Origin of the sequence: Prosthecobacter sp. (genome assembly GCF_044236155.1) — a bacterium.
Taxonomy (GTDB): Bacteria; Verrucomicrobiota; Verrucomicrobiia; order Verrucomicrobiales; family Verrucomicrobiaceae; genus Prosthecobacter.
In genome coordinates this window covers 103,330-116,777 of the sequence record NZ_JBIIHA010000014.1, presented here as the reverse complement: position 1 = coordinate 116,777, position 13,448 = coordinate 103,330, and the positions used below count along the sequence as shown (strand labels likewise).

The window sequence follows — 13,448 nt, the reverse complement described above, 5'->3', positions numbered from 1 at the left end:
CTCATGGAGCCGGGGCGGCTTCAACGCTGACTTTGATGTCGTCGAAGAACACCGGCTCGCCGGAGAACGGCGTGGCCCAAATGGCGCACTTGCCCTGGCCTTTGAGGCCTTTGTCCTCGTGCTTGATGAGAGGCTCGGCCGGCTCGGCAGTATCTTCTGCCCAAGCTTTGCCGCTGATGATCCAAGCGTCATCCGCGCCTTTTTTGACCTCGAGTTTGAGCTTGAGCCAAGCACCGCTGGTCCATGTGTGGGGCACAGAGGCGACTGTCTGGTCGCTTTTGACGAGTTCGAGGGCTTTTTTGGCCGGGTTGACGAGGAGTCGGTAGCCACTGAGGCCATGCACACTTACGCCGAAACGCGGCGTGCTACGACCGCGCTTGGTGGCAAGGGTTCGGGCCTCGATGCTGGCATTGCCGGCAGCCGAACCGCCCAACTGGGCGCTGGCGTCGGTGATGGGATTGGGATCGACTACGATGGCCTTGTTTCCCTCATGCGCGGCGATCTTGATGGTGCCATCGACGACAAAAACCTCCTTCGGAGGCTCGCCTTCGGCCCAGTCATTCGCGTTGAACTCAAAGGTCTGTGGTTGCTGGGCGTGGAGAGTGAAGGTAAGGGCGCAGGCGGCGAGGAGCGGTCGTTTCATGGCGTTTTCCTCAGCGAAACTGGCTCAGCGAACAGGTTCTTTCAGCAGGGCAAGCGCTTCAAGAGTTGAAGCATCCTCATGCACGACGGCCGCGAGGCTGCGCGCGATGGCCGCGGGGTTTTTATGCTGCCAGACGTTGCGGCCAATCGCGATGCCTGCCGAGCCAGCGCTCATGGCGTCCTCGACCATTTGGAGAAGGCCCGTATCGTCTCCCATCGCGGCCCCGCCGAGAATGATGACAGGCACAAAGCATTGCTCGATGATACGGCGGAAGTCATCCGGCTTGGCATCAATGGGATAAGGAATTTTCACCACATCCGCGCCGAGTTCGGCGGCGAGGCGGGTGGCGAAGGAGACATTCTCCACCGTGTATTTATCCTTGGCACCGAGAGCGAACGGCAGCGATTCGAGGATGACGGGAATGTCAGTATCCAAACTGAGGCGGATGAGGTCGGCACACTCCTGAAAGTTGGCCTTCTCATAAACGGAGCCTGGGTAGAGCATGTTCATCACGGCGTTTGCGCCGACCATCTCGGCCTCCTCGACGCCGAAAACACCGATGCTGCCCGCCCCTTCGCCGGTGGTCCGGGTGTTATAGACATCTGTGCGGAGAATAATCCCTTTGCCCGCAAGGCTGTCGGCGGCGCGCAAGGCCACGCCGAGGTTCATGACATAGCCATCAACGAAGTCATTGACCTGCTCGATGAGCGTGAACGGGCTTTCCAAACCAGGCACGGGGATGGCGCATCCGTGATCGATGGGAAGAATGACGGTTTTGCCGTTGCGAAAGAGGGCTTCGAGATTTTCCTGACGGTTCATGGTATTAAATGAATGAAGGAGGTCCTTCGCCGTGAAGCCCCCTGTGTGCAAAGCAAAAATCCCGGCGGAATACGCCCGTATCAGCGCTTAATGCTCTGAGGCTTGCTTTCGACCTTATCAATTTCGCGTTTTGAACTGTCGATAGCCCGTTCAAAGCGGGTTTTTTCCCTTTTTTGCTCCCGTACTAAGTCTATCGTCCAGAAAGCGCCACTAAGACTGGTGGCAAGCAGCAAGGCAAACAGGCTGAAGCAGATGAATGACATTTGCACCTCTTGTTTGCGACGCATTTCCCGGTCGGAGTCCACATCCAGAACACCGAGCAGATCCATCCACCACAAGCGCCAGACGCGGGGATCACGCGCCACATTCAGAGCCCAGAAACTGTTGAACAACGCGAGAATAGAGGCTATGGCAAGGCCGATGGGCATGATCTCAGATGCCTACCAGTTTTTGATCCACTTTTGAGAAAGCTGCTGGTTTTCGAGCGTGTCTGTCGATCTTTTTGAGATATTCACCTCGTCTTCCGCATAAGACCACAGGTCGTAAGTGGAGTTAATGGTGGTGGGCTGGCTGCTGTTGGAGCCGCCGCCGGAAGCACCGCCTCCGGTCGGAGTTATTGCCGCCGCTTTGATGTATTGAAAGGGCCTGCCAAAACCGTCCACCAGCACAAAACTCTGGCCCATGCGTCTCCACATGGTCTGCGGCATTTCCTTGAGCGTGATGTTTTTGATTTCCTCACCCTCGGTTTTGCCGTCTGATGTTCCTGATGTCTGGCTGTCCCCCGCCGTCACCCCCTTGATCTGATCAAAGCCGTCACCGGAAAGCGCCTGGTAGAGGCACGCAGCTCCGCTGATGTCATAGGCTTTGTTGGGGAGAAATTCCACCTTGGTTCCCTCGGTGGCCGGCTCCGGATATTCACCGAACTCAGTGCGGTAGTTCTCCAGCGCGGATTTGACCGCCTCGAAAGTGCCCGTCGTGAGACGTCTCTTTGAAGAACGCATGGCGTAGGTATACCCCCCCATCGTAAGCCCTGCCAGCAATGCGATGATGGATAGCACAATCAACATCTCAACAAGGGTAAAGCCCCTGATGACACGTTTACCAGATTGAATGAGTCTCATGTTTTTTGAACTTGGATTGCTGTGTCAAATAGCGACTAGCCCCCACCGCCGCCGCTGAGGTTTTTGATCACGTCGATGAGCGGGAGGAAGAGAGCCATGACGATGACACCGACGACAAGCGCTAGGACCACGATCATGAGCGGTTCGAGCATGGATGTGAGCGCGGACACAGAATTGTCCACCTCGTCCTCGTAAACGTCGGCGATTTTGAGGAGCATCTCGGGCAACTGGCCGGTTTCCTCGCCCACGTCCACCATGGAGATCACCATGGGGGGGAACACCCCACTGGATTCGAGCGGGGCGACCATGGACTCACCTTCCTTCACGGCGTCATGCACCTTGCTGATGGCGTCGGAGACAATCGTGTTGCCCGCTGTGTCACGTGTGATGTTCAGCGCTTGGAGGATGGGAACGCCGGAGGTCACCAACGTGCCGAGAGTGCGTGTGAAGCGTGAAATGGCAGTCTTGCGCTGCACATCACCGAAAAGCGGCAGCTTGAGCTTGGTGCGGTCAATCCAGCGCCTCCCGCCTTTGGTGGCGGCGAGAGCACGCCAGGCGGTAATGCTGCCGACAAGGCCGCCGAGCAGATACCACTTGTATTCAAACATGTTTCGGCTGAAGCCAATGACCCATTTGGTGAGTTCAGGGAGCTTGTCCTTGCTGCCAAGCATGTCCTCGAAAATGGTTTCAAAGCGGGGCACGATGACCATCATGAGGAAGACCATGATCGCGGCCGCGATGCACATGACGATGATCGGGTAAACCATCGCCGCGACGATCTTGTTTTTGAGCTTCTGGGCCTTTTCCTGGTATTCCGCGAGACGGTTGAGCACGAGTTCGAGCACACCGCCGAGCTCGCCCGCCTTCACCATGTTGATGTAGAGCTTGTTGAAGATGCGCGGATACTGCTGAAGGCTTTCGGAGAAGGTGCTGCCGGTCTGCACGTTGTCGGCCAGCGTGTTGATGGTGCCCTTCATCACGATATTCGGCTCCTGGCGGCCAAGAACGGTGAGGCCGCGCAACAAGGGCAGGCCGGAGTCGATCAGCGTTGCAAGCTGACGGGTGAAGATCATCAGTGTCTTGCTCTTCACCTTAGCGTTGGCACCAACTTTGATGACCTTGGCCTTGCCTTTGGTCGTCGATTTGGCCCGCTTTTTGATCGCAGCGGCCTGTCCTGCGCCCTCGGCGGCAACACTGGTCGGATAGAGGCCGGACTGGCGCAGTTGATTGATGGCATCGGCCTCGGAGGATGCATCGAGATCTCCGGCGGTTTCCTGTCCGTTCTGATCCAGGGCGATGTAATGAAACTTGGGCATAAGGCTTTTCGGGGAGGCTTTGGTTCGATGAAATTGAGAATACCGGGAAGGCTGGCGTTCTGTCCATCAAATAATCATGATCGCAAGCACCCGGACAGAGGTATGCTGCGGTGCTTTTTGGGATCAGGTGTATTTGAGCACTTCTTCGATGGTGGTCTCACCATCATAAATGCTGCGCAGGCCGTCCTCGCGCAGCGTGACCATGCCGAGTTCGATGGCCTTCTGGCGCAGAACAAGCGAGGGGGCGCGGCCGGTGATGAGTTCGCGGATGGGATCGGTGACGTCGAGCAATTCGTAAATCCCTTTGCGGCCTTTGTAGCCGCTGCTGCCGCAGGTGGAGCAACCGGCGCCAGTGTAGAAATGTTTTCCGCCGATGTCCTCCGGCGTGAGATTAAGCTGATTGAGGATGTGCAGGCTTGGCTCGTAAGGAGCCCGGCAGCTTTTGCAAATCGTGCGCAGAAGACGCTGTGCGAGCACGCCTTCCAGCGTGGCTGAAACCAGGAAGGGCTCGACCCCCATGTCCACCAGACGGGTCACGGCACCGGCGGAGTCGTTCGTGTGCAGAGTGCTGAGCACCAAGTGGCCTGTGAGCGAGGCCTGAATGGCGATCTGCGCCGTCTCGAGGTCACGCATCTCCCCCACCATAATACGATCAGGATCTTGACGCAGGAAGGCGCGCAAGGCTTTGGCAAAGGTAAGGCCGACGGCATCGTTCACCGGCACCTGCATGACGCCGTCGAGTTCGTATTCGACCGGGTCTTCTGCGGTTAGGAGCTTGGCGTCCACCGTGTTGATCTTGCGGAGGCAGGCGTAAAGCGTGGTGGTCTTGCCCGCACCCGTCGGACCTGTGACAATAAAGATGCCGTTGGGCTTGTGGATGGTTTCGACGATGTAGTCGTAGAGAAAGGGCTGCATGCCCAGCACCTCAAGGTCAAGGTTGACCGACGAACGGTCGAGCACACGGAGAACGACTGACTCCCCGTGCTGCGTCGGCAGGGAGTTGACACGCATGTCCACCGGTTTTCCGGCCACGGTGGTCATGATGCGCCCATCCTGCGGGATGCGTCGTTCGGCGATGTTCATGTTCGCCATGACTTTGACGCGGGAGAGAACGGAGTTGGCCAGATGCACGGGTGGCGGGGCCATTTCATAGAGGGCGCCGTCCACGCGATACCGGATTTTGAATTCACGCTCGAAGGGCTCGAAATGAATGTCACTTGCGCGCTCTTTGACAGCCTGCTGGAGCACGAGATCGACAAACTTCACAATGGGAGCCGAATTCGCCTCCGCCTCCGCAGAGACTCCTTCCTTGCTGCTTTTGCCCAGGTTGCCGAAAATCTCCTCAATGCTGGGAGCGCCGCTGCCATAGTGCTTTTCTATCAAAGCCTGCACCTGGCTGCGTCGCGCGACGACCGGAACAATGGTTTTTTCGAGACCAAAGCGGAGATCCTCGACGAGTTGCGGATTGAGCGGATCGGTGAAGGCCACGTGCAGGCCTTGTCCATCCAGCGTGATGGGAAACGCGCCATAGAGACGGGCCATTCCCGGTGGAATCAAGCCCACGACCGATGGCGGCGGCTCGAAGTTATCGAGGTCGAAGTGGTCCGCGCCGAGTTCGTCAGCCACTTGCGCCCAGAACTCGTCTTCGTTGGTGTAAATGCTATAATCCAGGAGCACCTGCACGATGTCCTTGCCGTTGGCCACGGCGTCCTGCTCAATGTCATAGGCGAGACCTTTGTCGATCACGCCGCGGTTTTCGAGCATCTCTACCACGTTCTGGGGTGTCATAGTCGTCTTGGAAGGATTGAAATTCTTTAGAGAACGGCAGGTGAAAGTTAATCGGCGTCCGCCATCGTCGCCTCGATGACTTCTTCCGCCGTGGTCGAGCCGGAGAGCACCTTGCGGATGCCGTCTTCGCGCATGGTGCGCATGCCAAGCTCGCGGGCCCGCTTGCGAAGCTGGGGAGTCGTGAGCTGCTGATTGATCATGTTACGCACCTCGTCATCGATGGTGAAAATTTCCACGAGGGACATGCGTCCGCGGTAGCCGTTCTGGCGGCACTTGCCGCAGCCGCCGGGGCCGAAGAGCGTGGCCTCGCTCAGTTGCGCGACTTCGAGACCGAGCGCCCGCAGTTCGCGGTCGCTGAGAGAGGTTGGCGTTTTGCAGTCCGCGCAAAGTTTGCGCACCAGGCGCTGGGCCTCAATCGCGCGTACGGCGGAGGCGATCAGGAAAGGCTTCACACCGATGTCAGCCAGACGCGCCACGGCGCTCGGGGCGTCGTTGGTATGAAGCGTGGAAAAGACAAGGTGTCCTGTCAGCGATGCCTGAATCGCGATGGAGGCGGTCTCCAGGTCGCGGATTTCCCCCAGCATGATGATGTTTGGCGCCTGGCGGAGCATGGCGCGCAAAGCCGCCGCGAATGTCATGCCCACGTCCTCTTTCACCATGACCTGGTTGATGCCTGCGAGCTCGTATTCGACCGGATCCTCGACAGTGATGATCTTCCGGTCGGGACGATTGATAAAATTAAGGCAGGCATAGAGCGTGGTCGTTTTGCCTGAGCCAGTCGGCCCTGTGACCAGAATGATGCCGTCGGGGAGCGTGATGAGACGCTCAAAGGCAGCCTGGTCGTCCGTGAGAAAGCCAAGATCGGAAAGGCCGAGGCGCAGGCTGCTCTTGTCCAGCACGCGCATGACAACGCTCTCACCGTGATTCGTAGGGATGATCGACACGCGCATGTCGATCTCCTTCTCATTGTAGGACATCTGGATGCGACCGTCCTGCGGCACACGCTTTTCGTCGAGCTGCATCGAGCCGGTCATGATCTTGATGCGGCCGATGATGGCAGCGTGCAGGCGCTTCGGATGGTGTTCCACATCGACAAGGACGCCATCCATGCGGTAGCGGATGCGTATGTCCTTCTCCAGCGGCTCCACATGAATGTCCGAAACCTTGTTCTTAAAGGCTTCCATCAGCATGTTTGTCACCAGCTTGATGATTGGCGCGTCATCGTCCGAGGTGCTGCCGTCGGTGTTTTTGGGCTTGGGCGTTCCCATGACCGCCTCGTTGCCGTAAATGTTCGCCTGGAGCGTCTTGATGAGGGAGGGAGTGGAGCAGTAAAACTCGATCTCAGGTTGCAGCACATGCGGCAGCGCGTCGAGGGTTTCGAAATCAAAAGGATCGGAGACAACGATCTGCAGCGCCGTTCCATTCGTCCCCAGTGGTGCGATTTTGTACTTCAGAGCCACCTCCAGGCTCACCAGCGTCTTGAGCCCGTGATGCGGCTCGAATCCGTGCAAATCCACATATTCCATGCCGGAATTCACCGCCACGGTCTGCGCGACCTGCTCGTCGGACACAACGCCGGTCTTGATCAATGCCTCCACAACGCTTTCGCCGGGTTTGGCCCCGTTTTTGGCCTGCGCTATATCGCGTTCGGTCAGCAGCCCGGATTCCTGGAGCTGTTCAAGGAGGTATGTTTCATTCGAGTACATGAAAGCGTGTCTGCTAGGCGGGTGAAATTGGCGAGATATTTTTTTCGATAATATCCAGACTACAACTGCACGCAGGAAAGTGTCAATGTCCCGGCGTTAGCCGGATGAAAAATGATGATGCTCGATGACAAACTTCATCCATGTGCCGCGTTCGACTTGTCCCGCCGCCCAATCGCATCGAATTGACCTTCATGAACTCCTCCCCACGCCTTTCCGCCCTTCTCGCCTGCATCAGCATCATTTGCGCCATTTCCTTACCTCGCCACGCAGCGGCCCATGATGCGGGCACGCAGATGTCGGCCATCGCCAAAGTCTTCCTCGCCGCGCTTGATCCCGCGCAGAAGGCGAAGGCCAGCTTTGAATTCAGCGCGGAGGAGCGTGAAAACTGGCATTTCATCCCGCGTGAGCGGAAGGGCCTGCCCATGAAGGAGATGACGCCTCAGCAACGACTGCTCGCCCATGCCTTGCTGAACACGGGGCTGAGCTTCCGTGGTTCCGCCAAGGCTGTCACCATCATGAGTCTCGAAGAGGTGCTGTATCAGATCGAAGGGGCGGACGAATCCAAGCGCGCCGCCACGCGTGAAAAGCGCGACCCGGAAAAGTATTACTTCTCCATCTTTGGCGAGCCGGCGGACAAGGGCGCCTGGGGCTGGCGCGTGGAAGGACACCACCTCGCGTTGAATTTCACGATCAAGGACGGCCAGCTTCTGCGGGCCACGCCAGCTTTCATGGGCACCAATCCCGGCGAGATCCGCCAAGGACCGCTCACCGGCTTGCGCGTGCTCGCGGTTGAGGAAGAACTGGGCCGTGAACTGGTCAAATCCCTCACGCCGGAGCAGTTCAAGACCGCGCTCGTCGCCGCGGAAGCACCGAAGGAGATGATCACCGCCGCCGAACGCAAGGTCAGCCCCCTCTCGCCCGCCGGACTCGCGGATTCCGAGCTCAATGACAAGCAGAAGGCCATGCTGGCGCGCTTGATTGATGAATACCTCACCCGGCTTCGTCCTGAAATCGCCGACGAGGCGCGCGCGGAAATTCAAAAGAGCGGCCCTGTGCATTTTGCCTGGGCGGGCGGCAAGGAGCGCGGCGAACCACACTATTATAGAGTGCAGGGCAAAACCTTTCTCATCGAGTATGACAACACCCAGAATGACGCCAACCACGTCCACAGCGTCTGGCGCAGTTTCGACGGTGATTTTGGTCGTGACCTGCTCGGCGAGCATTTGAAGCAGGCGCACTGATCAGCTTGCAACAGCATTGATCTGCCAGAACGGCATGAGCAATTGGCATGCCTGAAAAACATTGCGCACAGCTCTTCGCAATCTGTTCACAGCTTGTTCACGCTTGCTTGTGAGCATCTTCCACTGAGGCGCGCAAACTCATTTCAAATTTTTTTACGCATTGCGTGAAAAATTCAAAAAATATATCGAAGAAGAGCTTGTGACTCGTGACGATTTCGACATACAAAGCACCGTCATTTTAAAAAGAGAATCAACGCTGCCTCAACAACACGTCGGATGCTCTTTTTGACACAGCTTCCCAACCCTTTTTCGACTTCATTTTCCCGGAGAAACTCATCATGGCGCGTAACGATGAACACACGAATCACAGCTCTCTCAATGGATCAACTCAGCATGCGCATGACGGACTTCTCACGCTCGCGCCCACGATCTGGGACCGCGTGTGCGAAGTTTTGGTGAAGCGTCTTGGCGCGGACAATTTTCAACGCTGTTTCAGCGGAACCTCCGCGCGCCTTGCGGATGATGGCAGGTTTGTCATCACCGTGCCGAATCCGATTCATCAGCTCTGGATCGAGAGCAATCACAGCGGCGCTGTCGCCGACGCCGTGGCCGAGGTCACGGGTGCCCCCGCTGTCATCGAGTATCACGTCGCTTCCGAACCCGCTCCCACTCCGCCATCTTTTGCCCCCGTGCCTGAAATCAAGGCCGCGCGCGTGAATGCCGGCAGCCAGGAGCCCATTCGTTACTTCAGTGACGCCGGATTGAACGCCAAGTTCAACTTCGACAGCTACGTGGCCGGAACGAACAGCAGCTATTCCGTCGCTGTCGCCCGTGCGGTGGCGGAAAAGCCGGGCCGCATCTACAATCCTCTGTTCTTTTACGGTGCCACCGGTTTGGGCAAGACACACCTCATGCAGGCCATCGGCCAGGAGGTGCTGGCACGCAAACCGCGCGCGAACGTGCGCTACGTCACCTCCGAGCAGTTCACAAACGAGTTCGTGGATGCCATCAAGAAGCAGACCTTTACCCAGTTCCGCCAGAAATACCGCAAGGTCGATGTCCTGCTGATCGACGACGTGCATTTCTTCGAGGGGAAGGACAGCACGCAGGAGGAGTTCTTCCACACCTTCAACGAGCTCTTCAACAACGCGAAGCAGATCGTCCTCGCCAGCGACCGTCCGCCGAGCGAGATCAAGAATCTCGAAAGCCGCCTCGTCTCACGCTTCGAGTGGGGGCTTGCCACTCAAATCCAGGTTCCGGACTTTGAAACCCGCATCGCCATCCTGCGGCGCAAGCAAAACGACTTCAACGTCTCCCTCGACGCCTGGATCCTGGAATTCATGGCCCAGCGCATCCGCGCCAACGTTCGCAAGCTCGAAGGCGCGCTCATGCGCGTCGCCGCCCATGTCTCGCTCGAAGGCGCGGTGACGACCGAGTCAGCGCTCGCCACCCTCCTGCACGACGTGATCGACGAGGACCAGTCGAAGGCCGTCACCGTGGACCGTGTGCAGCGCATCGTCGCCACGCACTACGACCTCCGCGTGAGCGATCTCACCGGTCCGCGTCGCCCCAAAAACATCGCCGAGGCCCGTCAGGTCGCCATGTTCCTCACGCGCACGCTCACCAAGCTGCCGCTGGTCCAGATCGGCGACGAGTTCGGCGGCCGCGACCACGGCACCGTCATTCACGCCTGCAAGGTCATCACCAACCTCGTCAACGGTTCGAACGACTTCAAACGCACGCTCGATAACCTTGCCGGAAAAATCCGCGAGGGTTGATTTCCAGACCTCGGGTCAGGGCAGTTTCTCGGTGAAGGCTATGGGCAGGGATGCCTGGGAATGTCATGCTTGGATGTTTCCCTCTCTCCTTGCCCCGTGTCGGGTGCTGGCTACCCTCCGCGCTCCTTTTCCCATCCATGAGCGCCGACACTGCCCCCAAGAAGAACTACAAAGACACCGTCCGCACCCCGAAGACCGACTTTCCAATGAAAGCCGATCTCGTGGCCCGCGAGCCGCAGCGTCTTGCGAAGTGGGAGGCTGGTGGCCTCTACCAGCGCATCATGAAGCAGATGGCGGGCAAGCCGAAGTTCATCCTGCATGACGGCCCGCCCTTCGCGAATGGCGATGTGCACATGGGCACCGCGCTGAACAAGGTGCTGAAGGACCTCATCATCAAATCAAAGACCATGGCGGGCTTTCACGCGCCCTACATCCCCGGCTGGGACTGCCACGGGCTGCCCATCGAGTTCAAAGTGGTCAAAGAGGCCAAAGACCTCGCTCCAGCGGAGATCCGCACGCGTTCGGAGGCCTACGCCCGCAAGTTCATCGACATCCAGCGCCAGTCCTTCAAGCGCCTCGGCGTCTTCGGCGACTGGGAGAATCCGTATCTCACCCTCGCGCCTGCTTACGAGGCCGACATCATGCGCACATTCGCGAAGTTCGTCGAGAAAGGCCTCGTCTATCGCAGCAAGCGCCCCGTTTTGTGGAGCTTCGGGGCTCAGACCGCGCTCGCGGAGGCGGAAGTCGAATACAAGGAGAAGACCTCTCCGGCGATCTACGTGGCCTTTGCACTGAAAAATCCACCGCCCGGCCTTGAAGGTGCCAACCTCGTCATCTGGACCACCACGCCATGGACGCTGCCCGCGAACCTCGGCATCGCCCTGCACCCGAACTTTGATTATGTGAGCGGCACGTTCACGAACGCGGCCAAGGGCCACAGCCTCAAGCTCATCATCGCCACCTCGCGCCTCGAGGCCTTTCAGAACGAAACCGGCTACGTGCTCGATCCCGTACATGCGCCGGAGAAGTTCAAAGGCAGCCTGCTCAATGGTGCCGAAGCGCAGCATCCCTTCCTCCCGCGCACGTCAAAGATCATCAATGCGCTCTTCGTCACCGACGACACTGGCACCGGCGCCGTCCACATGGCCCCCGGCCACGGCGCGGATGACTACGTCGCGGGCAAGCAAAACGGCCTCGAGGTGCTCAGCCCCGTCGATGACGCCGGATGCTTCACCGCCGAGTGCGGACTGCCCGAATTCGTCGGCCAGCATGTGTTCAAGAGCAACGAAGGCATCATCGCCATCCTCGAGGGCAAAGGTGCCCTGCTCGGCAATGAGAAGTATGTGCATCAATACCCGCACTGCTGGCGCTCCAAGACGCCCATCATCTTCCGCGCTGTCGAGCAGTTCTTCATCCGCATCAGCGACTTCCGCGCCGAGGCCTTGAAGGCCATCGACACCGTGAACTGGCTGCCCGCCTGGGGCCGGAATCGCATTTACGGCACCGTCGAGAGCCGCCCGGACTGGTGCATCAGCCGCCAGCGCACCTGGGGCGTGCCGCTTCCCGTTTTCTACGATGCCAAGGGCGAAGCCATCATGGACCCCGCCATCGCGCACAAGGTCGCCGATGCCGTCGAGAAGCACGGCACGAACCTCTGGTTTGAAAAAGACGACGCCTTCTGGAGCGACCTCGTGGGCCTCCCCGAAGGCAGCAAGCGCTGCAAAGACACGCTCGATGTGTGGATCGACTCCGGCAGCTCCTCCGTCGCCGTTTTGGATCGTCATCCCGAGCTGTCCTGCCCCGCCGATGTCTATATCGAGGGCACCGATCAGCATCGCGGCTGGTTCCAGAGCAGCCTCATGGTCAGCGTCGCCGTGCGCGGCACCGCGCCGTATAAGACCGTCATCACCAATGGCTTCGTCGTCGATACCAGCGGCAAAAAGATCAGCAAGAGCGACCAGGGCAGCGACAAAGCCGCCAAGCCCATGACCGCCGACCACTACTACAACAAATACGGCGGCGACATGGTCCGCCTCTGGGCCGCCAGCGTCGATTACCAAAACGACGTCCCCTTCAGCGAAGAACTCTTCCAACAAACCGGCGAATCCTACCGCCGCATCCGCAACACCTTCCGCGTCCTGCTGGGCAACCTGCACGATGCCCCCAAATCCACAGATGGCGCAGATTCCGCAGATTCAGATTCAAAAAACCAATCTGAGAAATCTGTGAAATCTGCGGACTACACCCTCATCGACCGCTGGATCCTCGAGCGTCTGCACGCCGTCACCACCGAGTGCCTTGCCGGTTACGCCGCCTACGACTTCCGCAAGGTCGTCAGCACCATCACCCAGTTCGTCTCCGGCGATCTCTCCGCGCTCTACATCGACATCACCAAGGACCGCCTCTACTGCGACGCCGCCAACAGCCCCCGCCGCCGCGCCACCCAGGCCGCCATCCGCGAAGTCACCGAGACCTTGGTCAAGCTCCTCGCCCCGATCCTCGCCTACACCGCCGACGAGACCTGGGAATTCCTCGGCCACACCGACAGCGTCCACCTACAGGCCTTCCCCGACGTACGTTGTTCACGCTTTAGCGTGTCCGACTCCGACTCCGACTCTTCCTCCGACTCCTCCACCCTCCCCGCCGTCGAAGACCTCCTCAAAGCCCGCGCCGTCATCCAGCAGGCCATCGAGGCCGCGCGTCAGGCCAAGCAAATCGGCTCCAACCTCGAAGCCACCGTCAAGCTCACCCTCCCCGAGGTCGGCTTCGGCCACACCATCTTCGCCGATGTGCCCGCGCTGCAGGAATTCTTCATTCTCAGCGACCTCCACCTCACCCGCGGCCCCGCCCTCGCCGCGACCGTCGAAGTCTGCACCAACCCCAAATGCGAACGCTGCTGGCGCCTCCTCCCCGACGTCGGCACCCACGCCGCCCACCCGACGCTGTGCGGCCGCTGCGTGGAGGCGGTGGGGTGATTATCTACAACCTAGACTGGAGATAACCTCCGCTTTCAATGGTAAACTCGATCCTCCCAGG

Annotated in this window: 10 protein-coding genes; 3 read left to right on the top strand and 7 right to left on the bottom strand. The window is 59.0% G+C overall.

Going from position 1 to position 13,448, the window contains the following annotated elements:
• Position 1: 1 nt before the first annotated feature.
• From ACILSE_RS13710 to ACILSE_RS13680, 7 genes are all read right to left on the bottom strand, one after another.
• Positions 2-643 carry a hypothetical protein gene (locus tag ACILSE_RS13710; RefSeq protein WP_395717971.1) on the bottom strand — a complete coding sequence of 214 codons (642 nt, stop codon included), beginning with the start codon at positions 641-643 and terminating at the stop codon, positions 2-4.
• 24 nt (positions 644-667) lie between these two features.
• Entirely contained in the window at positions 668-1,462 is a 795-nt protein-coding gene (locus ACILSE_RS13705) for a class I fructose-bisphosphate aldolase (protein ID WP_395717970.1), read from the bottom strand.
• A gap of 80 nt (positions 1,463-1,542) precedes the next feature.
• Positions 1,543-1,890 (bottom strand): hypothetical protein, encoded by a 348-nt coding sequence (locus ACILSE_RS13700; protein WP_395717969.1) that lies wholly within the window; start codon positions 1,888-1,890, stop codon positions 1,543-1,545.
• A gap of 12 nt (positions 1,891-1,902) precedes the next feature.
• On the bottom strand, positions 1,903-2,583 hold the full coding sequence (locus tag ACILSE_RS13695; RefSeq protein ID WP_395717968.1) for a type II secretion system protein: 681 nt from the start codon (positions 2,581-2,583) through the stop codon (positions 1,903-1,905).
• A gap of 35 nt (positions 2,584-2,618) precedes the next feature.
• Positions 2,619-3,899, bottom strand: a complete 1,281-nt coding sequence (locus ACILSE_RS13690; protein ID WP_395717967.1) for a type II secretion system F family protein — start codon at positions 3,897-3,899, stop codon at positions 2,619-2,621.
• A 123-nt stretch (positions 3,900-4,022) separates the two neighbouring features.
• Positions 4,023-5,687, bottom strand: a complete 1,665-nt coding sequence (locus ACILSE_RS13685) for a GspE/PulE family protein (protein WP_395717966.1) — start codon at positions 5,685-5,687, stop codon at positions 4,023-4,025.
• 47 nt (positions 5,688-5,734) lie between these two features.
• The gene (locus ACILSE_RS13680; RefSeq protein WP_395717965.1) at positions 5,735-7,393 is read right to left on the bottom strand and encodes a GspE/PulE family protein; all 1,659 of its coding nucleotides are present in this window, start codon (positions 7,391-7,393) and stop codon (positions 5,735-5,737) included.
• Between the two features lie 191 nt (positions 7,394-7,584).
• Here ACILSE_RS13680 and ACILSE_RS13675 point away from each other — a divergent pair, with 191 nt between their 5' ends.
• From ACILSE_RS13675 to ileS, 3 genes are all read left to right on the top strand, one after another.
• On the top strand, positions 7,585-8,634 hold the full coding sequence (locus ACILSE_RS13675) for a DUF3500 domain-containing protein (protein WP_395717964.1): 1,050 nt from the start codon (positions 7,585-7,587) through the stop codon (positions 8,632-8,634).
• A gap of 338 nt (positions 8,635-8,972) precedes the next feature.
• Positions 8,973-10,412 (top strand): chromosomal replication initiator protein DnaA, encoded by a 1,440-nt coding sequence (dnaA, locus tag ACILSE_RS13670; protein ID WP_395717963.1) that lies wholly within the window; start codon positions 8,973-8,975, stop codon positions 10,410-10,412.
• A 137-nt stretch (positions 10,413-10,549) separates the two neighbouring features.
• Positions 10,550-13,387 carry an isoleucine--tRNA ligase gene (gene ileS / locus ACILSE_RS13665; protein ID WP_395717962.1) on the top strand — a complete coding sequence of 946 codons (2,838 nt, stop codon included), beginning with the start codon at positions 10,550-10,552 and terminating at the stop codon, positions 13,385-13,387.
• Positions 13,388-13,448 lie beyond the last annotated feature (61 nt).

What these genes read in the sequence shown, in the direction of transcription:
- ACILSE_RS13710 (WP_395717971.1), bottom strand. Translation starts at nt 643, where the DNA reads ATGAAACGACCGCTCCTCGCCGCCTGCGCCCTTACCTTCACTCTCCAC.
- ACILSE_RS13705 (WP_395717970.1), bottom strand. Translation starts at nt 1,462, where the DNA reads ATGAACCGTCAGGAAAATCTCGAAGCCCTCTTTCGCAACGGCAAAACC.
- ACILSE_RS13700 (WP_395717969.1), bottom strand. Translation starts at nt 1,890, where the DNA reads ATGCCCATCGGCCTTGCCATAGCCTCTATTCTCGCGTTGTTCAACAGT.
- ACILSE_RS13695 (WP_395717968.1), bottom strand. Translation starts at nt 2,583, where the DNA reads ATGAGACTCATTCAATCTGGTAAACGTGTCATCAGGGGCTTTACCCTT.
- ACILSE_RS13690 (WP_395717967.1), bottom strand. Translation starts at nt 3,899, where the DNA reads ATGCCCAAGTTTCATTACATCGCCCTGGATCAGAACGGACAGGAAACC.
- ACILSE_RS13685 (WP_395717966.1), bottom strand. Translation starts at nt 5,687, where the DNA reads ATGACACCCCAGAACGTGGTAGAGATGCTCGAAAACCGCGGCGTGATC.
- ACILSE_RS13680 (WP_395717965.1), bottom strand. Translation starts at nt 7,393, where the DNA reads ATGTACTCGAATGAAACATACCTCCTTGAACAGCTCCAGGAATCCGGG.
- ACILSE_RS13675 (WP_395717964.1), top strand. Translation starts at nt 7,585, where the DNA reads ATGAACTCCTCCCCACGCCTTTCCGCCCTTCTCGCCTGCATCAGCATC.
- dnaA (WP_395717963.1), top strand. Translation starts at nt 8,973, where the DNA reads ATGGCGCGTAACGATGAACACACGAATCACAGCTCTCTCAATGGATCA.
- ileS (WP_395717962.1), top strand. Translation starts at nt 10,550, where the DNA reads ATGAGCGCCGACACTGCCCCCAAGAAGAACTACAAAGACACCGTCCGC.